Source organism: Pseudomonas sp. BJa5 (assembly GCF_030272875.2).
GTDB lineage: Bacteria > Pseudomonadota > Gammaproteobacteria > Pseudomonadales > Pseudomonadaceae > Aquipseudomonas.
Map to the genome: position 1 here is coordinate 146,890 of NZ_JALRNG020000006.1, position 20,226 is coordinate 167,115.

Annotated in this window: 17 protein-coding genes; 15 read left to right on the top strand and 2 right to left on the bottom strand. The window is 64.6% G+C overall.

Features of this window, described 5'->3' with window-relative positions:
- The first annotated feature begins 62 nt into the window (after nucleotides 1-62).
- Both M2D63_RS05570 and M2D63_RS05575 read left to right on the top strand, forming a co-directional pair.
- A complete protein-coding gene (locus tag M2D63_RS05570) occupies nucleotides 63-2,099 on the top strand; it encodes an NADPH-dependent 2,4-dienoyl-CoA reductase (protein WP_285861810.1) in 2,037 nt (678 codons plus the stop codon).
- 72 nt (nucleotides 2,100-2,171) lie between these two features.
- On the top strand, nucleotides 2,172-3,068 hold the full coding sequence (locus tag M2D63_RS05575; RefSeq protein ID WP_285861811.1) for a 1-aminocyclopropane-1-carboxylate deaminase/D-cysteine desulfhydrase: 897 nt from the start codon (nucleotides 2,172-2,174) through the stop codon (nucleotides 3,066-3,068).
- Here the strand turns inward: M2D63_RS05575 and M2D63_RS05580 are convergent.
- Complete coding sequence (locus M2D63_RS05580; protein WP_285861812.1) at nucleotides 3,065-3,613, bottom strand: cytochrome b; 549 nt, start codon at nucleotides 3,611-3,613, stop codon at nucleotides 3,065-3,067. The genes M2D63_RS05575 and M2D63_RS05580 overlap by 4 nt on opposite strands.
- Before the next feature lie 169 nt (nucleotides 3,614-3,782).
- Here M2D63_RS05580 and M2D63_RS05585 point away from each other — a divergent pair, with 169 nt between their 5' ends.
- Nucleotides 3,783-5,069, top strand: coding sequence for an arsenic transporter (locus M2D63_RS05585; protein WP_285861813.1), 1,287 nt, complete (start codon nucleotides 3,783-3,785; stop codon nucleotides 5,067-5,069).
- Nucleotides 5,070-5,175: 106 nt separating this feature from the next.
- Here the strand turns inward: M2D63_RS05585 and M2D63_RS05590 are convergent, their stop codons facing one another.
- Complete coding sequence (locus tag M2D63_RS05590; RefSeq protein ID WP_285861814.1) at nucleotides 5,176-6,120, bottom strand: DUF1853 family protein; 945 nt, start codon at nucleotides 6,118-6,120, stop codon at nucleotides 5,176-5,178.
- Between the two features lie 136 nt (nucleotides 6,121-6,256).
- Between M2D63_RS05590 and M2D63_RS05595 the strand changes: the two genes are divergently transcribed.
- From M2D63_RS05595 to M2D63_RS05650, 12 genes are all read left to right on the top strand, one after another.
- The gene (locus M2D63_RS05595) at nucleotides 6,257-7,147 is read left to right on the top strand and encodes an NAD(+) kinase (RefSeq protein WP_285861815.1); all 891 of its coding nucleotides are present in this window, start codon (nucleotides 6,257-6,259) and stop codon (nucleotides 7,145-7,147) included.
- Complete coding sequence (locus M2D63_RS05600; protein WP_285861816.1) at nucleotides 7,147-8,118, top strand: metallophosphoesterase; 972 nt, start codon at nucleotides 7,147-7,149, stop codon at nucleotides 8,116-8,118. Before M2D63_RS05595 ends, M2D63_RS05600 begins: the two co-directional genes overlap by 1 nt.
- Complete coding sequence (locus tag M2D63_RS05605; RefSeq protein ID WP_285861817.1) at nucleotides 8,115-8,987, top strand: rhomboid family intramembrane serine protease; 873 nt, start codon at nucleotides 8,115-8,117, stop codon at nucleotides 8,985-8,987. Before M2D63_RS05600 ends, M2D63_RS05605 begins: the two co-directional genes overlap by 4 nt.
- A 14-nt stretch (nucleotides 8,988-9,001) precedes the next feature.
- On the top strand, nucleotides 9,002-9,262 hold the full coding sequence (locus tag M2D63_RS05610) for a YeaC family protein (RefSeq protein WP_285861818.1): 261 nt from the start codon (nucleotides 9,002-9,004) through the stop codon (nucleotides 9,260-9,262).
- Nucleotides 9,259-10,089, top strand: coding sequence for a DUF2797 domain-containing protein (locus M2D63_RS05615; protein WP_285861819.1), 831 nt, complete (start codon nucleotides 9,259-9,261; stop codon nucleotides 10,087-10,089). Before M2D63_RS05610 ends, M2D63_RS05615 begins: the two co-directional genes overlap by 4 nt.
- Nucleotides 10,090-10,101: 12 nt before the next feature.
- The gene (pepN, locus tag M2D63_RS05620; RefSeq protein WP_285861820.1) at nucleotides 10,102-12,759 is read left to right on the top strand and encodes an aminopeptidase N; all 2,658 of its coding nucleotides are present in this window, start codon (nucleotides 10,102-10,104) and stop codon (nucleotides 12,757-12,759) included.
- Between the two features lie 185 nt (nucleotides 12,760-12,944).
- A complete protein-coding gene (locus M2D63_RS05625; RefSeq protein ID WP_285861821.1) occupies nucleotides 12,945-14,354 on the top strand; it encodes a hypothetical protein in 1,410 nt (469 codons plus the stop codon).
- A 219-nt stretch (nucleotides 14,355-14,573) separates the two neighbouring features.
- Nucleotides 14,574-15,620 carry a YCF48-related protein gene (locus M2D63_RS05630; protein ID WP_285861822.1) on the top strand — a complete coding sequence of 349 codons (1,047 nt, stop codon included), beginning with the start codon at nucleotides 14,574-14,576 and terminating at the stop codon, nucleotides 15,618-15,620.
- A gap of 20 nt (nucleotides 15,621-15,640) precedes the next feature.
- Entirely contained in the window at nucleotides 15,641-18,022 is a 2,382-nt protein-coding gene (locus M2D63_RS05635; protein WP_285861834.1) for an RND family transporter, read from the top strand.
- A 125-nt stretch (nucleotides 18,023-18,147) separates the two neighbouring features.
- Nucleotides 18,148-18,438 (top strand): DUF5629 family protein, encoded by a 291-nt coding sequence (locus M2D63_RS05640; protein ID WP_285861823.1) that lies wholly within the window; start codon nucleotides 18,148-18,150, stop codon nucleotides 18,436-18,438.
- Nucleotides 18,404-19,543, top strand: coding sequence for a lactonase family protein (locus M2D63_RS05645; protein ID WP_285861824.1), 1,140 nt, complete (start codon nucleotides 18,404-18,406; stop codon nucleotides 19,541-19,543). The genes M2D63_RS05640 and M2D63_RS05645 overlap by 35 nt, the downstream gene beginning before the upstream one ends.
- A gap of 121 nt (nucleotides 19,544-19,664) precedes the next feature.
- Complete coding sequence (locus M2D63_RS05650; protein ID WP_285861826.1) at nucleotides 19,665-19,844, top strand: hypothetical protein; 180 nt, start codon at nucleotides 19,665-19,667, stop codon at nucleotides 19,842-19,844.
- Nucleotides 19,845-20,226 lie beyond the last annotated feature (382 nt).

Below are 20,226 nucleotides of genomic sequence, written 5' to 3' on the forward strand. Positions count from 1 at the left end.
GGGGCCCGCTTCCCTCTGCGAGGCACCCGCATCCCGTGATTACGCCTGTTGTGGAGTTCACTATGGCCGCCGCTCACTACCCGCACCTGCTCGCCCCGCTGGACCTGGGCTTCACCACCCTGCGCAACCGCAGCCTGATGGGCTCGATGCACACCGGCCTTGAAGAGAAGCCCGGTGGTTTCGAGCGCATGGCCGCCTATTTCGCCGAGCGTGCCCGTGGCGGTGTCGGCCTGATGGTCACCGGCGGCATTGCGCCGAACGACGAGGGTGGGGTGTATTCCGGTGCGGCCAAGCTGTGCACCGCCGAAGAGGCCGACAAGCACCGCATCGTCACCCGTGCCGTGCATGAGGCCGGCGGCAAGATATGCATGCAGATCCTGCATGCCGGTCGTTACGCCTACAGCCCGCGCCAGGTCGCGCCGAGCGCCATCCAGGCGCCGATCAACCCGTTCAAGCCACGCGAACTGGACGAGGCGGGCATCGAGAAACAGATCCAGGACTTCGTCACCTGCTCGCAGCTTGCGCAAAGCGCCGGCTACGACGGCGTCGAGATCATGGGGTCGGAAGGCTACTTCATCAACCAGTTCCTCGCCGCCCACACCAACCAGCGCACCGACCGCTGGGGTGGCAGCTACGAAAACCGCATGCGCCTGGCGGTGGAGATCGTGCGCCGGGTGCGCGAGGCCGTGGGCCCGAACTTCATCATCATCTTCCGCCTGTCGATGCTCGACCTGGTCGAAGGTGGCAGCAACTGGGAAGAGATCGTGCAGCTGGCCAAGGCCATCGAGCAGGCCGGCGCGACCCTGATCAACACCGGCATCGGCTGGCACGAAGCGCGGATCCCGACCATCGCCACCAAGGTGCCACGGGCGGCATTCGCCAAGGTCACGGCCAAGCTGCGCGGCGCGGTGCAGATCCCGCTGATCACCACCAACCGCATCAACACCCCGGAAGTGGCCGAGCAGATCCTTGTCGAGGGCGATGCCGACATGGTTTCCATGGCGCGGCCATTCCTCGCCGACCCGGACTTCGTCAACAAGGCCGCTGCCGGGCGTGGCGACGAGATCAACACCTGCATCGGCTGCAACCAGGCCTGCCTGGACCACACCTTCGGCGGCAAGCTGACCAGTTGCCTGGTCAACCCCCGTGCCTGCCATGAAACCGAGCTCAACTACCTGCCGGTCACCCAGGTCAAGAATATTGCCGTGGTCGGCGCCGGCCCGGCCGGGCTTGCCGCGGCCACCGTGGCGGCCGAGCGCGGCCACCAGGTGACGCTGTTCGACGCGGCCAGCGAGATCGGCGGCCAGTTCAACGTCGCCAAGCGCGTACCGGGCAAGGAAGAGTTCTATGAGACCTTGCGCTACTTCAAGCGCAAACTGCAGACCACTGGAGTCGAGCTGTGCCTGAACACCCGTGTCGACGTCGAGCGACTGGCGGCCGGCGGCTATGACGAGATCATCCTGGCCACCGGTATCGTGCCGCGCCTGCCGGCGATCCCGGGGGTCGAACACGACAAGGTGCTGAGCTATCTGGACGTGCTGCTCGAGCGTAAGCCGGTGGGCCAGAAGGTGGCGGTGATCGGTGCCGGCGGCATCGGTTTCGACGTCTCCGAGTACCTGGTGCACCAGGGCAAGGCCACCAGCCAGGACCGCGAGGCGTTCTGGAAGGAGTGGGGCATCGACACCGCCCTGGAGGCCCGTGGCGGGGTGGCCGGGATCAAGGCCGAACCTCATGCACCGGCCCGCCAGGTGTTCTTGTTGCAGCGCAAGAAGTCCAAGGTCGGCGACGGCCTGGGCAAGACCACCGGCTGGATTCACCGCACGGGCCTGAAGAACAAGCAGGTGCAGATGCTCAACAGCGTCGAGTACCTGGGCATCGATAACGACGGCCTGCATATCCGCGTTGGCGAGGGCGAGCCGCAGTTGCTGGCTGTGGATAACGTGGTGATCTGCGCCGGCCAGGATCCGTTGCGCGAACTGCACGATGGCCTGCAGGCCGCCGGGCAGTCGGTGCACCTGATCGGCGGCGCCGATGTGGCCGCCGAGCTGGATGCCAAGCGCGCGATCAACCAGGGCTCGCGCCTGGCGGCCGAACTCTGATGCACAGGCGCGGCGGGGTGCCGATCCCGCCGCGCTGGTAGACTGCTGCTTCCCTGCAGCAGTGATGCGTCAATGACCGGCTTCGATTCCCTTCCCGTGGCACCCCTGCAAGCGCTGGCGTTGAGCTGGCTGCGCCCGTTTGACGTCGAGCTGGCGGTGCTGCGCCTGGACCTGATCGACCCGCTGATCAGCGGCAATAAATGGTTCAAGCTGCTGGAGCACCTGCGCCTGGCCCAGGACGCCGGAGCGCCCGGCATCATCAGCCTGGGCGGCGCCCATTCCAATCACCTGCACGCCCTGGCGGCCGCCGGCAAGCGCTTCGGCTTCGCCACGGCAGGGTTGCTGCGTGGCCATTGCCAGGACACGCCGACGGTGCGCGACCTGCAGGCATTCGGCATGCAGGTGCACTGGCTGGGTTACGGCGGCTACCGGGAGCGTCATCAACCCGGCTTCTGGCAACCCTGGCAGGCACTTTATCCGGGCTGGCACTGCGTGCCTGAAGGGGGCGGCGGCCCCTTGGGCGCCAAGGGTTGTGCCTTGATCGTCGCACAGGCCCGGGCCCAGCTGGCGAACCTGGGCTGGGCGGACTACGACGCCTGGTGGCTGGCTGCCGGTACGGGGACCACGCTGGCGGGGCTGGTGCTGGCGGAGGAGGGTGGCCATGCGGTCCATGGCGCGCTGGCGGTGCCAGCGGATCATGGCGTGGCCGAAGCAGTCCGGGCGCTGGTCGGGCCCGCTGGCTACCGCTTGTACGATGCCAGCCGTGGAGGTTTTGCCAAAGTCGATGAAGCCTTGCTGGCCTTCATGGACACGTGCGAGCGCGAATCGGGCCTGCCGCTGGAGCCGCTGTACGCCGGCAAGGCCCTGCTGGCCCTGCGCGAGCAGGTCGAGGCGGGCGCCTTCGCCCCCGGTACACGGCTGATCTTCCTGCACAGCGGCGGCCTGCAGGGCCGCCGCGGTTTTGCCTAGTTGCCGCGTGGCAGCATGCGCAGCAGGGTGTTATCACGCTGCACATAGTGGTGGTACAGGCCGGCCACGGCATGCAGGCCGATCAGCCAGTAACCCCAGCTGCCGATGCGCTCGTGCCAGCCCTTGATCGACTTGGCCAGGTCCGGGTCCGGTGCCAGCAGCGCCGGTAGCTCGAAGCCATAGAAGGGGATCGGCTTGTTCGCCGCGCTGAGGATCATCCAGCCAGCCAGCGGCAGGCCGATCATCAGCAGGTACAGGGCCAGGTGCATCAGGTGCGCCAGGCCAGTCTGCCAGGCCGGCGGGGCCGGGACGATCGGCGGTGCGGGGCGGACCAGGCGCACGGCCAGGCGTAGCCACACCAGCACGAACACGGTCAGGCCGAGCATGAAGTGCAGGTCTTTCATCAGGTTGCGTTCGGCGCTGTCCTTGGGGAACAGGCCGCGCAGTTCGATCAGGGCGTAGACCGCCACCAGCAGCACCAGCATCAGCCAGTGCAGGGCGATCGACAGGCCGTTGTAGCGGGCCTGTGGGGTGTTCAGGGTCATGGTCAATCCTCGTCATCAGGTCGAAGTCCACGCTCTTGGCGGCGCTGTGATTTCACTGTAATCGCTGGACCGCCGATTACTCGGCCATTGAAACAAAATTTCATTACCCCGGTATTGATCTGTCGCTAGAATCCGCCGTTTTCCACCCGTACGTGCAAGGCTGCGACTCATGCTGATGGCGTCATTGATTTTCCTCCTGACCATTACCCTGGTGATCTGGCAGCCGCGTGGCCTGGGGGTGGGCTGGAGTGCTACCGGCGGGGCGCTGCTGGCGCTGCTCACCGGCGTGGTGCAGTGGGGCGATATCCCGGTGGTCTGGCAGATCATCTGGAATGCCACCGGCACTTTCATCGCCCTGATCATCATCAGCCTGCTGCTCGATGCCGCCGGCTTTTTCGCTTGGGCGGCGCTGCATGTGGCGCGCTGGGGGCGCGGCAGCGGGCGCCGGTTGTTCTGCTATATCGTGCTGCTCGGGGCGCTGGTTTCGGCGCTGTTCGCCAACGATGGTGCGGCATTGATCCTGACGCCGATCGTGGTGGCCATGCTTCTGGCCCTGCGTTTCAGTCCGGCGGCGACCCTGGCCTTCGTCATGGCCGCAGGCTTTATCGCCGACACCGCGAGCCTGCCGCTGGTGGTGTCGAACCTGGTCAACATCGTCTCGGCGGACTTCTTCGGCATCGGCTTCAACCGCTATGCCAGCGTGATGATGCCGGTGAACCTGGTCAGTGTGGCGGCGACCCTGGCGGTGTTGCTGTGGTATTTCCGCCGCGACATTCCGGCCGACTACGACCCGTTGCAGCTGGACCGCCCGCGTAGCGTGGTGCAGGACCCGGCCACTTTTGTCGCCGGCTGGCTGGTGCTGGTGGTGCTGTTGATCGGCTGCTTCGCCCTGGAGCCGCTGGGCATCCCCATCAGCGCGATCTCGGCGGTGTGCGCGGCGGTGCTGCTGGCGGTGGCGGCGCGCGGGCACCGGATCTCCACGCGCAAGGTGCTCAAGGAAGCGCCCTGGCACATCGTGGTGTTCTCCCTGGGGATGTACCTGGTGGTCTATGGCCTGCGCAATGCCGGGTTGACCGACTACCTGGCCGGCTGGCTCGACGACTTCGCCGCCGGTGGCGTCTGGGGCGCGGCCATGGGCACGGGGCTGCTGGCGGCGCTGCTGTCGTCGATCATGAACAACCTGCCGACGGTGCTGATTGGCGCCTTGTCGATCGATGCCAGCGCGGCCAGTGGCGTGGTCAAGGAGGCGATGATCTATGCCAACGTGATCGGCAGCGACCTGGGGCCGAAAATCACCCCGATCGGCAGCCTGGCCACCTTGTTGTGGCTGCATGTGCTGGAGCGCAAGGGGGTGAAGATCGGCTGGGGGTATTACTTCAAGGTCGGGATCGTATTGACCGTGCCGGTGTTGCTGTTGACCCTGGCTGCCCTGGCCCTGCGCCTGACCCAGGTTTGATGGAGGGCCCATCGCAGGCTTCGCCAGTTCCCACAAAAACAGTTGCTTCCAGATCTGTGGGAGCTGGCGCAGCCTGCGATCGCCTGCGCAGCAGGCGTAAAACCCGTCACCCCGGCAAATTCGGCCAGGCATCGGAGACCAGGAACACCCGCTGCACTTCCTCCCAGTCGCCGTCGTCGCCTTCCACCAGGCGCACCAGCAATTGCGCCGGCGCCAACGGGTCGAGCAGTTCCAGCCACTGATTCAAGCGCTCCGACGTCCAGCACTCTTCTTCGCTACAGCGCGCCGGCGCCAGCCAGGCCTGGCGCGGCAGCGGCTGCCAGTCGCCCGCCAGGCTCTGCTCGACAAACGCCGGCCAGTGGCACCGATGCAGCCACTGCCCACGCAAATGTTGCGGATGCGCACCGTGCGGCGAATCGGCATGCCCCGGCCAGGGGTAGAACAGGTAGCCGGCCAGCCACAACTGGGCGCTGAACTGCTCGATCTCCAGCGCCGCCAGCGCCTCGCGGCTTTCGGCCCGCGCCGAGATCGGCAACTGGTGATCGCGCAGGTGCGCCAGCTTGCGGTCCAGGCGGTCATGGCAGCCCGGGCCCAGCCAGTGTGCCGGGTCCTGGCCATCGCCCCCCGGCGGCCCCAGGTACAGCTTGATCGCCAGTTCCTGGTGGTGCACGCCGTCCGCGTCGCGCAGGAGGATATCCAGCTCGCCCAGGGTGTGCCCGGCGCTGCGGATTGGCAGGTTGGCTGCCAGCAAAGTCACGCCGGGGGCATGCTGCAGGGTGAACTGCCATAGGCGTTCGTAGTACAGGCCCAGGCGCCGGGTGGTGGCCTGGGCCAGCCAGTCCAGCAGCGGGCTGCTGTCCCGGTCCAGGGCCAGCAACCACTGGCGCAGGCGCCCGGGGTCGGCCACCCAGTCGCTGGCCGCCAGCGGGTGACGCTGGGGCCAGGGCGTCTGGTGCAGCATCGGCGGGGCGAGGATGACCCAGGCCAGGTCGCGCACCGGAGGCTGGCGCAACTGGCGGGGCAGGTCGGTCAGGCCGGGAAAAGGGTTCATCCAGCGAGCATAGCGCTTAAGACCGGCGCCCTGGCGATTTTCTCCGGCGTTTGCCGCTGCACGGCGCTTTCGCCCATAATCGAACTCTTTGGCGAGCCTCGCCTCTTTACCCGCCGCAGCGCCTAGCAGGAGCCCCATGGAGCAATTTCGCAATATCGGTATTATCGGCCGCCTCGGCAGTTCCCAGGTGCTCGATACCATACGCCGACTGAAAAAATTCCTGCTGGAACGGCATCTGCACGTGATCCTCGAGGACACCATCGCCGAAGTGCTGCCCGGCCACGGCCTGCAGACTTCGTCGCGCAAGCTGCTGGGCGAGGTCTGCGACCTGGTCATCGTCGTCGGTGGCGACGGCAGCCTGCTGGGCGCCGCCCGCGCCCTGGCCCGGCACAACATTCCGGTGCTGGGCATCAACCGTGGCAGCCTGGGCTTTCTCACCGACATCCGCCCGGACGAACTTGAGGTGAAGGTCGCCGAGGTGCTCGATGGCCATTACCTGGTGGAAAACCGCTTCCTGCTCCAGGCCGAAGTGCGCCGCCACGCCGAAGCCATCGGCCAGGGCGATGCGCTCAACGACGTGGTGCTGCACCCGGGCAAGTCGACGCGGATGATCGAATTCGAGATCTACATCGATGGCCAGTTCGTCTGCAGCCAGAAGGCCGACGGCCTGATCGTCGCCACCCCGACCGGCTCGACCGCCTATGCGCTGTCGGCGGGCGGGCCGATCATGCACCCCAAGCTCGATGCCATCGTCATCGTGCCCATGTACCCGCATACCCTGTCCGGGCGGCCGATCGTGGTCGACGGCAACAGCGAGCTGAAGATCGTGGTGTCCAAGGACCTGCAGATCTACCCGCAGATTTCCTGTGACGGCCAGAACCACTTCACCTGCGCCCCCGGCGACACCATCACGGTGAACAAAAAGCCGCAGAAGCTGCGCCTGATCCATCCGCTGGACCACAATTACTATGAGGTCTGCCGGACCAAACTCGGCTGGGGCAGCCGTCTGGGTGGTGGAGGCGACTGATGCTCGATCCGGCCCGCAGTTACGACCTGATCGGTGACGTGCATGGCTGTGCACTGACCCTCGAACGCCTGCTCGATGCCCTCGGTTACAAGCGCCAGGGCGGTGTCTGGCGCCATGCCCAGCGCCAGGCGCTGTTCCTTGGCGACATCATCGACCGCGGCCCGCGGATCCGCGAGGCCCTGCATATCGTCCACGACATGGTCGACGCCGGGCAGGCCCACTGCATCATGGGCAACCACGAGTACAACGCCCTGGGCTGGAACACCCCGGCCTTGCCCGAGAGCGGCAAGCATTTCGTGCGCGAGCACACACCGCGCCACGGGCGGCTGATCTATGAAACCCTGACCCAGTTCGAGCAGCACCCCCACGACTGGCATGACTTTCTCGAATGGTTCTATGAACTGCCGCTGTTCATCGACGCCGGGCGTTTCCGCGTGGTGCATGCCTGCTGGGATCCGCGCCTGATCGAGCCGCTGCGCCTGCAGCACCCCGACGGCCGCATCGATGAGCATTTCGTCCAGGCGTCGGCGATTGCCGACAGTTTCGCCGCCACCGTCTGCAACCGCCTGCTGCGTGGTACCGACATGCGCCTGCCCGACGGCCTGACCCTGACCGGTGGCGACGGCCTGACCCGGGCCTTCTTCCGCACCAAGTTCTGGGAAGAAGACCCGCAGACCTACGGCGACATCGTCTTCCAGCCCGACGCCTTGCCGGAAAAGGTCGCCAGCACGCCGCTCAGCCACAGCCAGAAGAATGCCTTGCTGCGCTACGGCGAGGACGAACCGATGCTGTTCGTCGGCCATTACTGGCGCAGCGGCAAGCCGGCGCCGATCCGCTCCAACCTGGCCTGCCTGGACTACAGCGCGGTGCTGTACGGCAAGCTGGTCGCTTACCGACTCGATGATGAAACCCGTATCGACCCGCGCAAGTTCGTCTGGGTCGACGTGGAACGGCCGGAGGCCAGCCAATGAGCGCTGTCGTTGTCTTGCGCATGCCCTTGAACACTGACCTGAGCGGCTTTGTCGGCCTGCTGCGGCGCCTGCAGGTGCCGCACCGGGTCAGCGAGGAGGGCGGTGACCAGGTACTGTGGGTGGCGGAAAACCTCGCCGAGGATGTCCGCCAGCTGTACCAGCGCTTTCCCGAAGGCGATGCCGACTTCCAGTTGCCGGCCGAAGCGGCCCCCGCGGTCCCGGCCCGTCCGGGCCTGGGTGAGCAAGTGCGCGCCAGCAAGGCCACTGCGGCGGTCTTGCTGTTGTGCCTGATCGTCGCCGGGCTGACCGGCCTTGGCGACAACTTTGCCACCCTGAGCTGGCTGACCTTCCTCGATTTTCGCGTACAGGGCGAGTACCTGTACTTCACCCCGCTGGCCGCGAGCCTGGCCGATGGCCAATGGTGGCGGCTGTTCACGCCGATGCTGGTGCATTTCGGCATCCTCCACCTGGCCATGAACGCCCTGTGGTACTGGGAACTGGGCCGGCGCATCGAGCTGCGCCAGGGCGCCTGGTCGCTGCTGGGCCTGACCCTGCTGTTCAGCCTGGTGTCCAACGCCGCGCAGTACCTGTTCGGCGGGCCGAGCCTGTTCGGCGGCTTGTCGGGCGTGCTCTACGGCCTGCTCGGGCATGTCTGGCTGTACCAGTGGCTGGCGCCGAACCCGGTGTATCGCATGCCGCGCGGGGTGCTGGTGATGATGCTGGTCTGGCTGCTGCTGTGCCTGTCCGGACTGGTCAGCTTGCTGGGCTTTGGCCAGATCGCCAACGCCGCCCACGTCGGCGGGTTGTTGGTCGGTTGCCTCAGCGGGCTCTTGGGCGGGGCGCTGGCCCGGCGTAAACTGACGGCTTGATTTTGGGAGACGCTATGTCCACTTTTGCGCAAATGATCGAAAACATCACCCCGGAGATCTACCAGAGCCTGAAACTGGCGGTGGAGCTGGGTAAATGGGCGGACGGGCGCAAGCTCACCACCGAGCAGAAGGAACTGTCGCTGCAGGCGGTGATCGCCTGGGAAATGCAGAACCTGCCAGAAGACCAGCGCACCGGCTACATGGGGCCGCAGGAGTGCGCCTCGAAGTCGGCACCGGTCGCGAACATCCTGTTCAAGTCGGATGCGATCCATTGATCGAACTCGGCCGCGGCTCCATCAGTAAAATGTCGGCGCGCCTCGACGCGCCGGTGGTGCAGTACGCTTTTCGCCTGGGCGAGCAGGAGGTGCCGGTCAATCCGCTGATCGGCAAGACCCTGCGCTTGGAATACCTCGGCGCCATCCACTGCATCCACTGCGGACGCAAGACCAAGACCAGCTTCAGCCAGGGTTACTGCTACCCGTGCATGACCAAGCTGGCCCAGTGCGATGCCTGCATCATGGCTCCGGAAAAATGCCACTACGACCAGGGCACCTGCCGTGAGCCTGCCTGGGGCGAGCAGTTCTGCATGACCGACCATGTGGTCTACCTGGCCAATTCCTCGGGTATCAAGGTCGGCATCACCCGCGCCAGCCAGTTGCCCACCCGCTGGCTCGACCAGGGGGCCAGCCAGGCCCTGCCGATCGTGCGGGTCGCCACCCGCCAGCAATCCGGGCTGGTCGAAGACCTGTTCCGCAGCCAGGTGGCCGATCGCACCAACTGGCGCGCGCTGCTCAAGGGCGATGCCGAGGCGGTCGACCTGGTCGCGGTGCGCGAGCAACTGTTCGACAGCTGCGCCGAGGGCCTCGCCGCCTTGCAGGCGCGTTTCGGCCTGCAGGCCGTGCAGCCGGTGAGCGATGCCCAGGTGCTGGAGATCCGTTACCCGGTCCAGGCCTACCCGAGCAAGATCGTCAGCTTCAACCTGGACAAGAACCCGGTGGCCGAAGGCACGCTGCTGGGGATCAAGGGCCAGTACCTGATCTTCGACACCGGCGTGATCAATATTCGCAAGTACACGGCGTACCAGCTCGCCGTGCATCAGTAAAAGGACCGCCACATGCGTACCGAACAGCCGCAAGTGATCTACCTCAAGGACTATCAGGCCCCCGAGTACCTGATCGACGAGACGCACCTGACCTTCGAACTGTTCGAGGACCACAGCCTGGTCCACGCCCAGCTGGTCATGCGCCGCAACCCTGCACGTGGCCCGGGCCTGCCGCCGCTGGTGCTCGACGGCCAGCAGCTCGAGCTTCTGAGCGTCGCCCTCGACGACCAGGCCCTGGCGCCAGGCGACTATCAGCTGAGCGACAGCCACCTGACCCTGCAGCCCAAGGCCGAGCGTTTCACCCTCGACAGCAGCGTGCGCATCCACCCGGAGAGCAATACCGCCCTGGAAGGCCTGTACAAGTCCGGTAGCATGTTCTGCACCCAGTGCGAGGCCGAGGGTTTTCGCAAGATCACCTATTACCTCGATCGCCCGGATGTGATGAGCAAGTTCACCACCACGGTGATCGCCGAGCAGCATCGCTACCCGGTGCTGCTGTCCAACGGCAATCCGGTCGGCAGCGGTCCGCAGGACGACGGTCGGCACTGGGCGACCTGGGAAGATCCGTTCATGAAGCCGGCCTACCTGTTCGCCCTGGTAGCCGGTGACCTGTGGTGCGTCGAAGACACCTTCACCCGCCAGTCGGGCCGTGACGTGACCCTGCGCATCTATGTCGAGCCGGAAAACATCGACAAGTGCCAGCACGCCATGACCAGCCTGAAGAAGTCCATGCGCTGGGACGAAGAGGTCTACGGTCGCGAGTACGACCTGGACATCTTCATGATCGTCGCGGTCAACGACTTCAACATGGGCGCCATGGAAAACAAGGGCCTGAACATCTTCAACTCCAGTTGCGTGCTGGCCCGCGCCGAAACTGCCACCGATGCCGCGCACCAGCGGGTCGAGGCGGTGGTCGCCCACGAATACTTCCACAACTGGTCGGGCAACCGCGTGACCTGCCGCGACTGGTTCCAGCTGTCGCTCAAGGAAGGCTTCACGGTGTTCCGCGACTCGGAGTTCAGCGCCGACATGAACTCGCGCACGGTCAAGCGCATCGAGGACGTGGCCTACCTGCGTACCCACCAGTTCGCCGAAGATGCCGGCCCCATGGCCCACGCCGTGCGCCCGGACAGCTTCATCGAGATTTCCAACTTCTACACCCTGACCGTCTACGAGAAGGGCTCGGAAGTGGTGCGCATGGTTCGCACCCTGCTGGGGGCCGAGGGTTTCCGCAAGGGCAGCGACCTGTACTTCGAGCGCCACGACGGCCAGGCGGTGACCTGCGACGACTTCATCAAGGCCATGGAAGATGCCAATGGCGTCGACCTGAGCCAGTTCAAGCGCTGGTACAGCCAGGCCGGCACCCCACGCCTGGCGGTCAGCGAGCACTATGATGCCGCCGCGCAGACCTACAGCCTGACCTTCCGCCAGAGCTACCCGGCGACCCCCGACAAGGTCGAGAAAAAGCCATTCGTGATCCCGGTGGAGCTGGGCCTGCTCGACGCTCAGGGCAACGACATCGCCCTGCGCCTGCAAGGCGAAGCGGCCGCGGCCGGCACCTCGCGGGTGCTGTCGGTGACCGAGGCCGAGCAGACCTTCACCTTCGTCGACATCGCCGGCAAACCGCTGCCGTCGCTGCTGCGTGGTTTCAGTGCACCGGTCAAGCTGAGCTTCCCTTACGATCGCGACCAGCTGATGTTCCTCATGCAGCATGACAGCGATGGTTTCAACCGCTGGGAAGCGGGGCAGCAACTGTCGGTGCAGGTGCTGCAGGAACTGATCGGCCAGCATCAGCGCGGCGAGGCACTGGTGCTCGACCAGCGCCTGATCACCGCCCTGGGTACCGTGCTGGGCAATGACGCGCTGGACCCGGCCATGGTCGCCGAGATGCTGTCGCTGCCGGGTGAGGCCTACCTCACCGAGATCAGCGAAGTGGCCGACGTGGACGCCATCCACGCCGCCCGCGAGTTCGCCCGCCAGCAGATCGCCGATCAGCTGTTCGAGGCGCTGCTGGCCCGTTACACGGCCAACCGCGAGGTCTCGCGCAAGACCGCCTACGTGGCCGAAGCCGAGCACTTCGCCCGCCGCAGCCTGCAGAACATCGCCCTGTCGTACCTGATGCAGAGCGGCAAGCCGCAGGTGCTGGAAGCGACCCTGGAGCAGTTCGACGCCTGCGACAACATGACCGAGCGCCTGACTGCGCTGGCCGTGCTGGTCAACTCGCCGTTCGAGGCCGAGCGGGCCAAGGCGCTGGCGACCTTCGCCGAGCACTTCAAGGACAACCCGCTGGTCATGGACCAGTGGTTCAGCGTGCAGGCGGCCAGCACCCTGCCGGGCGGCCTGGCCCGGGTCAAGGCATTGATGCAGCACCCGGCGTTCACCCTGAAGAACCCGAACAAGGTGCGTGCCCTGATCGGTGCCTTCGCCGGGCAGAACCTGGTCAACTTCCATGCGGCCGATGGCTCCGGCTATCGCTTCCTGGCGGACCTGGTGATCGAGCTCAACGCCCTCAACCCGCAGATCGCCTCGCGCCAGCTGGCGCCACTGACCCGCTGGCGCAAGTACGATGGCGCCCGCCAGGCGCTGATGAAGGGCGAGCTGGAGCGCATCCTTGCCTCCGGCGCGCTGTCCAGCGATGTGTATGAAGTGGTGAGCAAGAGCCTGGCCTGATGGCCTCATCGCGGGGCAAGCCCGCTCCCACAGCACCTGTGGGAGCGGGCTTGCCCCGCGATCATTTCCCCGCCGACGCCCAAGGGCTTATCGCAGTTGCCTGTGCGAAGCCCTATCAGAATTGCTAGTTATTCAAAGAATTCATTGCTGCTAACTTGGATGGGGTTCCGACATGGAGTTCCATCATGACCACCTCCACTTCCGTGCACTCCAACGCTTTCAACTTCCTCAGCCACCTGCAGAGCGGCGTCGACCCGCGTACCGGCTTGTATACCCTGGTCATGAGTCTGCCCGAACTTGACTGCAACGACCGATGCGGCCCGGTCCTGCCCCTGCAACTGGCCTTCAATCCACTCAACAACGCCGACAGCGGTTACGGCCATGGCTGGAACCTGCAACTGTCGCAGTTCGACCCGGTCAGTGGCATCCTCACCTTGCACAGCGGCGAAAGCTTCAAGGTCTCCGGCGCCGGCTCCGAGCTGGAGGTCGAGGAACGCAAGCCATCGAGCTTTCGCTTCGTCGACCTGGGCAGCGAGTGCTACCGCATCACCCACCGCAGCGGCCTGGTGGAAGTCCTCCAGCTCGGCGGCGATAGCGAACGTTTGGCCCTGCCGGTGCAGATGTTCTCGTCCCAGGGGCATGGCATCAGCTTGCATTACGTGAGTTTTCGCAACACCCGGCACCTGAGCGAGATCCGCCAGGCCGATGGCTCGGTACTGCTTAAGGTCAGCCGCAGCAGCACCCGGGTGGAGGTCATCGTCTACCCTGACAGCCCGTCCCAGGCACTCTACTGCCTGCAGCTCGTGGGCGCGGAAAACCGCGTCGAACGCCTCAGCCTGCCCCCCGACAACCATGCCAACTGGTGCTTCAGCTACCAGAACGTCAACGATTCCGGGCTACTGTGCCTGACCGAAGTGCGCACCCCCACCGGTGTCACCGAATACATCGACTACCACAGTCAGGGACAGTTGCACCCCGTTCCCGGCCGTGCTCCGCTGCCACGGGTCAGCAGCCACCGGCTGGTACCCGGCAACGGCCAGACCAATGTGGAAACCCGCTACAGCTATGGCAGCGACGATCACAATTTTCTCGGCTACGGATCCGGCCTGGACTGGCGCGACGATGCCCTGGACAACCTTGACCAGGTGCCCACGTCCTACACCTACACCAGCACCGAATGCCAGATGATCGGCAGCAACGAGGGGCGCACCATTACCCGCACCTTCAACCGCTTCCACCTGCTCGTAGAAGAGCGTGCGGTACAAGGCGACCGCGTCTTGCGCACCTTGAGCACTGACTTGAACTGCATGGGCAGGGCCATCCCCCAGGAGCACTCGCTACTGACCGGCGACGTGCTGTCCGAACGTGACAGCAACGACGTCGAAATAATGACCTGCTACGATGCCCTGGGCCGGGTCATCGAAGAAACCGTCGCCCCTGGCACCAGCAATGAGACCAGTCGCCACTACACCTACCCGCTGGCCAGCGAAAGCGGGCAACAGGCCGGACAGACTGCCACCGATGCCAAGGGTGAGCAGACCCGCACCTACTCGGATGGGCTCTATCGGGTGATCATCGAAGAGCGCCATGACTGACGGCCTCATCGCGGGGCAAGCCCGCTCCCACAGGTGCTGTGGGAGCGGGCTTGCCCCGCGATCAGTTCCCGCTTAACAAAAGATAACGTCCCGTTCGTTGTCAGCCCTCAACCAACCCCGATAGGATGGCTCTAAGCTTTTGCGGGGCTCTGGAACACGGTTTTTCGCAGTACCTGCAAATAGATTGACCCAAATAACAAAAAACCGGGGGACAGATCTATGACCGTGCCTTACATGGCAGGTACCGGCGGCGCCGCGCGCGCTCGCCCATGGGCATTGGCCGCCAGCGGGTTGCTGGTGCTGTCAATGGGGCTGTGGGCCAACACGATCGAGGCGGCCAGCGCCGAGACCCCGGTCTATTCCACCGAATCGGCCAAGGCCGAGCACAGTCTGCTGCTGGACGTGACCCACGCCGGCAAACGCCTGGTCGCCGTCGGCGATCGCGGCCATATCCTCTTCTCCGATGACCAGGGCCAGACCTGGACCCAGGCCAAGGTGCCGACCCGGCAATTGCTCACGGCGGTGTATTTCGTCGATGACAAGCAGGGCTGGGCCGTCGGCCACGACGCGCAGATCCTCGCCAGCAGCGACGGCGGCGTGACCTGGAGCAAGCAGTTCGAAGACCTCAAGCGCGAAGCGCCGCTGCTCGATGTCTGGTTCAAGGACGCGCAGCAGGGCTTTGCCGTGGGCGCCTATGGCGCGCTGCTGGAAACCACCGACGGTGGCAAGCACTGGACTGACGTCGGCGAGCGCCTGGACAACGAAGACCAGTTCCACCTCAACGGCATTGCCGCCATCAAGGACGCCGGCCTGTTCATCGTCGGCGAGCAGGGCAGCATGTTCCGCTCCAGCGACGACGGCCAGACCTGGGAGAAACTCGAAGGCCCTTACCAGGGCTCGCTGTTCGGCGTGATCGGCACCGCCCAGCCACGCACGCTGCTGGCCTACGGGCTGCGCGGCAATCTCTACCGTTCCGCGGATTTTGGCGATAACTGGCAACAGATCGAATTGAAAGCCGCCCGCGGTGCCCTCGAATTCGGCCTGGCAAGCGCTACGCTTCTCGATGATGGCAGCCTGGTCCTGGTCGGCAATGGCGGCAGCGTCCTGCGCAGCAGCGACGACGGCCAGACGTTCAGTGTCTTCAACCGATCCGACCGTATCGCCCTGACGGGTGTCAGCGGGCAGGACAAAGGGGGGCTGGTCCTGGTCGGCCAGGGCGGCATCCACCTGGCGACGGCCCAGGGCGCCGAAGGAGTGCAGCCATGAGCCAGCAGGAGCAGTTCAACATGAATCAGCAGCACCACCATCAGGACAAGGCGACGCTGCTCGAACGCCTGATCTTCAACAACCGCCCGGTGGTGATCCTCATCTGCCTGCTGGTCAGTGTGTTCCTGTTCTGGCAGGCCACGCAGATCCGTCCTTCGACCAGCTTCGAGAAAATGATCCCGCTCGAGCACCCCTTCATCGAGAAGATGCTCGAACACCGCAATGACCTGGCCAACCTCGGCAACACCGTGCGCATCTCGGTGGAAGCCACCGATGGCGACATCTTCAGCAAGGACTACATGGAGACCCTGCGTCAGGTCCACGACGAGGTGTTCTACATTCCCGGCGTCGACCGCTCGGGCCTGAAGTCGCTGTGGAGCCCCAGCGTGCGCTGGACCGAGGTGACCGAAGAAGGCTTCGCCGGTGGCGAGGTGATCCCCAACACCTACGACGGTTCCGCCGACAGCCTCGACCAGCTGCGCAACAACGTGCTCAAGTCGGGGCAGGTCGGGCGCCTGGTGGCCAACAACTTCAAGTCGAGCATCATCGACGTGCCGCTGCTGGAGTCCTACCCGGACCCGCAGGACCAGGGCAAGCTGATCAAGCTCGACTACCAGCAGTTCTCGCACCAGCTGGAAGAGAAGATCCGCGAAAAATTCCAGGCCCAGAACCCCAATGTGAAGGTGCATATCGTCGGTTTCGCCAAGAAGGTCGGTGACCTGATCGACGGCCTGATCATGGTGGCGATGTTCTTCGGTATCGCCCTGGTGATCACCTGGATCCTGCTCTACTGGTTCACCTGGTGCATCCGCAGCACCATCGCCGTGCTGATCACCACCCTGGTGGCGGTGGTCTGGCAACTGGGACTGATGCACGCGGTGGGCTTCGGGCTCGACCCGTACTCGATGCTGGTGCCGTTCCTGATTTTCGCCATCGGTATTTCCCACGGCGTGCAGAAGATCAACGGTATCGCCCTGCAATCGAGCGACGCCGACAATGCCCTGACCGCGGCACGGCGTACCTTCCGCCAGCTGTTCCTGCCGGGGATGATCGCCATCCTCGCCGATGCCGTGGGCTTCATCACCCTGCTGATCATCGACATCGGTGTGATCCGTGAACTGGCCATTGGCGCCTCCATCGGTGTGGCGGTGATCGTGTTCACCAACCTGATCCTGCTGCCGGTGGCGATTTCCTATGTCGGCATCAGCAAGAAGGCCATCGAGCGCAGCAAGAAAGACGCGACCCGCGAACATCCGTTCTGGCGCCTGCTGTCCAACTTCGCCAGCGCCAAGGTGGCACCGGTGTCCATCGTCCTGGCCTTGCTGGCCTTCGGTGGCGGCCTCTGGTACAGCCAGAACCTGAAGATCGGCGACCTCGACCAGGGCGCGCCGGAGCTGCGTCCGGACTCGCGCTACAACCAGGACAACAGCTTCATCATCAACAACTACTCGACCAGTTCCGACGTGCTGGTGGTGATGGTCAAGACCCCGACCGAGGGCTGCTCGATCCACTCGACCATGGCGCCGATCGACGAGCTGATGTGGAAGATGGAGAACACCCCGGGCGTGCAGTCGGCGATTTCCCTGGTCACTGTGTCCAAGCAGATGATCAAGGGCATGAACGAAGGCAACCTGAAGTGGGAAAGTCTGTCGCGCAACCCGGACGTGCTCAACAGCTCGATTGCCCGAGCCGATGGCCTGTACAACGCCGACTGCTCGCTGGCGCCGGTGCTGATCTTCCTCAACGACCACAAGGCCGAGACCCTCGACCGTGCGGTCAAGGCGGTGCAGGAATTCGCCGACACTCATAACAAGGAAGGCCTGGAGTTCCTCCTGGCAGCGGGTAACGCCGGTATCGAGGCGGCCACCAACGAAGTGATCAAGTCGGCCGAACTGACCATCCTGATCCTGGTGTATATCTGCGTGGCGGTGATGTGCATGATCACCTTCCGCTCCTTTGCCGCGACCCTGTGCATCGTCCTGCCGCTGGTGCTGACCTCGGTGCTGGGCAACGCCCTGATGGCCTTCATGGGCATCGGCGTCAAGGTGGCGACCCTGCCGGTGGTGGCGCTGGGCGTGGGTATCGGCGTGGATTACGGCATCTACATCTACAGCCGCCTGGAAAGCTTCCTGCGTGCCGGCCTGCCGTTGCAGGAGGCCTACTACCAGACGCTCAAGTCTACCGGCAAGGCGGTGCTGTTCACCGGTCTGTGCCTGGCGATCGGCGTGTGCACCTGGATCTTCTCGGCGATCAAGTTCCAGGCCGACATGGGCCTGATGCTGACCTTCATGCTGCTGTGGAACATGTTCGGTGCCTTGTGGCTGCTGCCGGCCCTGGCGCGGTTCCTGATCAAGCCGGAGAAAATGGTGGGCAAGGAGGGTGGGTCTATCTTCGCTCACTGATCGATCAAGTCGTTTGGATCGCGGGGCAAGCCCGCTCCTACAGGTCCGGTGATACCTGTAGGAGCGGGCTTGCCCCGCGATGCTTTCAGGTATCATGTTTGCTTTACCTTGACGATACCCGCGCAATGACAACCCTTTCCCAAGCCCTGCAGTCCTGCGACATGCTCCTGGTCGACGGCCTGCACGCCTTCGACTTCACCTTCGACGAAACCGGCCTGCACATCGAGTCCATGGACGGCCGGACCCTGAAGAAGTGGTCCTTCACTCCCGAGCAGATCGCCGCCGCCCGCGCCGAGGGCGAGGACTGGCTGATCGCTGCCGACAGCACCGAGCATCGACTAGTCTGTATGAGTGCCTTTCGCGCCGCGGACGAGGATGACGATGAAACGCCAACTGACGAGCCTGCTGATCGCTAGTGCCATGAGTGTGTTTGCCTCCGCCCACGGTGCGCAACTGCTGGTGGGCAGCTACACCGATGGCGCCAGCGAAGGGCTTTATCGTTACGCGTTCAACAGCGACAGCGGGCAGATCGGGGCCACGCCGTTGCAGGTGCTCAAGAGCGACAACCCGTCCTGGCTGACCCTGTCGGTGGACCAGCGCCAGTTGTTCGCGGTCAACGAGAACGGTGCGGGCAAGGGCCAGGCCAGCAGCTTCGCCGTCAGCGCCAAGGACGGTACGCTCAAGCCGCTCAACCAGGTCGGCACCTCTGGCGACGAGCCGACCCATGCCAGCCTCAGCCACGACCAGCGCTACCTGTTCGTCGCCAACTACGGCGTGCAGCCGGACCCGGGCGGCAGCCTGAGCGTGTTGCCGGTCGACAAGACCGGCAAGTTGCAGGCATCGGTGCAACAGGACCGGCACAAGGCCAGTGGCGCCAACCCGCAGCGCCAGGCCGGGCCCCATGTGCATTCGGTGGTGTCATCGCCCGACGGGCACTATGTTTTCGCCAGCGACCTGGGCGCCGACAAGGTGTTCATCTACCGCTACGACGGTGCCAGCCCCAAGCATCCGCTGAGCCCGGCGCAGCCCCCGTCGATCGACCTGCCACCGGGCAGCGGGCCGCGTCATTTGCTGTTCAGCAGCGATGGCAAGCAGGCCTACCTGACCCTGGAAATGAGCGCGCAGGTGGTTGTCTTCGGACACGAGGACGGCAAGTTGACCGAACGCCAGCGCCTGCCGCTGACCGAGCAGAACGATGCAGCGGCCAAGGCGGCCGGGGCCTTGCACCTGTCGGCCGATGGCCGCTTCCTGTATGTCAGCAACCGGGGGACCGCCAACGAGATCCTGGTGTTCGCCGTGGACGATGACAACGGCAAGCTGATGAAGGTGCAGCAGCGCAGTGTCGAGGGGGATCACCCGCGGGAATTCACCCTCGATCCGTCTGGCAAGTTCCTGTTGGTGGCCAACCAGAAGAGCAACGAAATCGTGGTGATCCGCCGTGATCCGCGTAGCGGCATGCTCGGCGAGACGGTGCAGAAGCTGCCCCAGGCGGCGCCATCGGACCTGAAGTTCATCGACTGACTATCGATGGCCGTGATAATGGCTACTGCTGCAATGAATTTCTGTGCATCGCCCTGGCGGCGTAAGTTTGGACCACGGCCGGCAACGGCCACTCCAAACCACAGACTTCGAGGTCAGCGCCATGAACTTCAATCTCTTTCCAGTCATCGCCGCTTCTGCCATTTCTGCTTCGGTTGCCCTGCCTGCTCACGCTCAGGTTGAAATCAGCGAACGTAAATCCTCCACCCAGAGCTATACCCAGAAATACCTGCAACAGAGTGCCCACTTCCATGCTGCGCTGGACCACAAGTCGCAGCACTGAAAACGCTGAAAATGCTGGTAATAGCACATCGCCATGTGATTGAATTTGACGCTAATTTTTTGACTCTTCTCGATCAGGGGATCAAGCATGGTCTGGCGTCTCGTGGCGGTACTGCTGTTTCTCTATTCGTCGCCGATCCTGGCGCTGTGAAATGTACTTGTGATGACTGCATGACTGCATGACTGTGGGAGCTGGCGAAGCCTGCGATGAGGTCAGCACTGGCGACTCAGGACTGGCGAGTGCTGCGCACTCGATCGCAGGCTTCGCCAGCTCCCACAAAGACAGTTGCTCCTACAGATTTCACTGTTGCCACAGGTCCCGCTTGTCACCGGGCCATGATCGCCTTGAACAGCGCCGACTCCAGCCAGCCCTGCAGCCAGGC

Excerpts from the sequence above, each read along its gene's own strand:
- M2D63_RS05640 (WP_285861823.1), top strand. The coding sequence starts at position 18,148 with ATGACAACCCTTTCCCAAGCCCTGCAGTCCTGCGACATGCTCCTGGTC.
- M2D63_RS05650 (WP_285861826.1), top strand. The coding sequence starts at position 19,665 with ATGAACTTCAATCTCTTTCCAGTCATCGCCGCTTCTGCCATTTCTGCT.
- M2D63_RS05605 (WP_285861817.1), top strand. The coding sequence starts at position 8,115 with ATGAGCGCTGTCGTTGTCTTGCGCATGCCCTTGAACACTGACCTGAGC.
- M2D63_RS05600 (WP_285861816.1), top strand. The coding sequence starts at position 7,147 with ATGCTCGATCCGGCCCGCAGTTACGACCTGATCGGTGACGTGCATGGC.
- M2D63_RS05630 (WP_285861822.1), top strand. The coding sequence starts at position 14,574 with ATGACCGTGCCTTACATGGCAGGTACCGGCGGCGCCGCGCGCGCTCGC.
- M2D63_RS05610 (WP_285861818.1), top strand. The coding sequence starts at position 9,002 with ATGTCCACTTTTGCGCAAATGATCGAAAACATCACCCCGGAGATCTAC.
- M2D63_RS05590 (WP_285861814.1), bottom strand. The coding sequence starts at position 6,120 with ATGAACCCTTTTCCCGGCCTGACCGACCTGCCCCGCCAGTTGCGCCAG.
- M2D63_RS05575 (WP_285861811.1), top strand. The coding sequence starts at position 2,172 with ATGACCGGCTTCGATTCCCTTCCCGTGGCACCCCTGCAAGCGCTGGCG.
- M2D63_RS05645 (WP_285861824.1), top strand. The coding sequence starts at position 18,404 with ATGAAACGCCAACTGACGAGCCTGCTGATCGCTAGTGCCATGAGTGTG.
- M2D63_RS05595 (WP_285861815.1), top strand. The coding sequence starts at position 6,257 with ATGGAGCAATTTCGCAATATCGGTATTATCGGCCGCCTCGGCAGTTCC.
- M2D63_RS05635 (WP_285861834.1), top strand. The coding sequence starts at position 15,641 with ATGAATCAGCAGCACCACCATCAGGACAAGGCGACGCTGCTCGAACGC.
- M2D63_RS05585 (WP_285861813.1), top strand. The coding sequence starts at position 3,783 with ATGCTGATGGCGTCATTGATTTTCCTCCTGACCATTACCCTGGTGATC.
- M2D63_RS05570 (WP_285861810.1), top strand. The coding sequence starts at position 63 with ATGGCCGCCGCTCACTACCCGCACCTGCTCGCCCCGCTGGACCTGGGC.
- pepN (WP_285861820.1), top strand. The coding sequence starts at position 10,102 with ATGCGTACCGAACAGCCGCAAGTGATCTACCTCAAGGACTATCAGGCC.
- M2D63_RS05625 (WP_285861821.1), top strand. The coding sequence starts at position 12,945 with ATGACCACCTCCACTTCCGTGCACTCCAACGCTTTCAACTTCCTCAGC.
- M2D63_RS05580 (WP_285861812.1), bottom strand. The coding sequence starts at position 3,613 with ATGACCCTGAACACCCCACAGGCCCGCTACAACGGCCTGTCGATCGCC.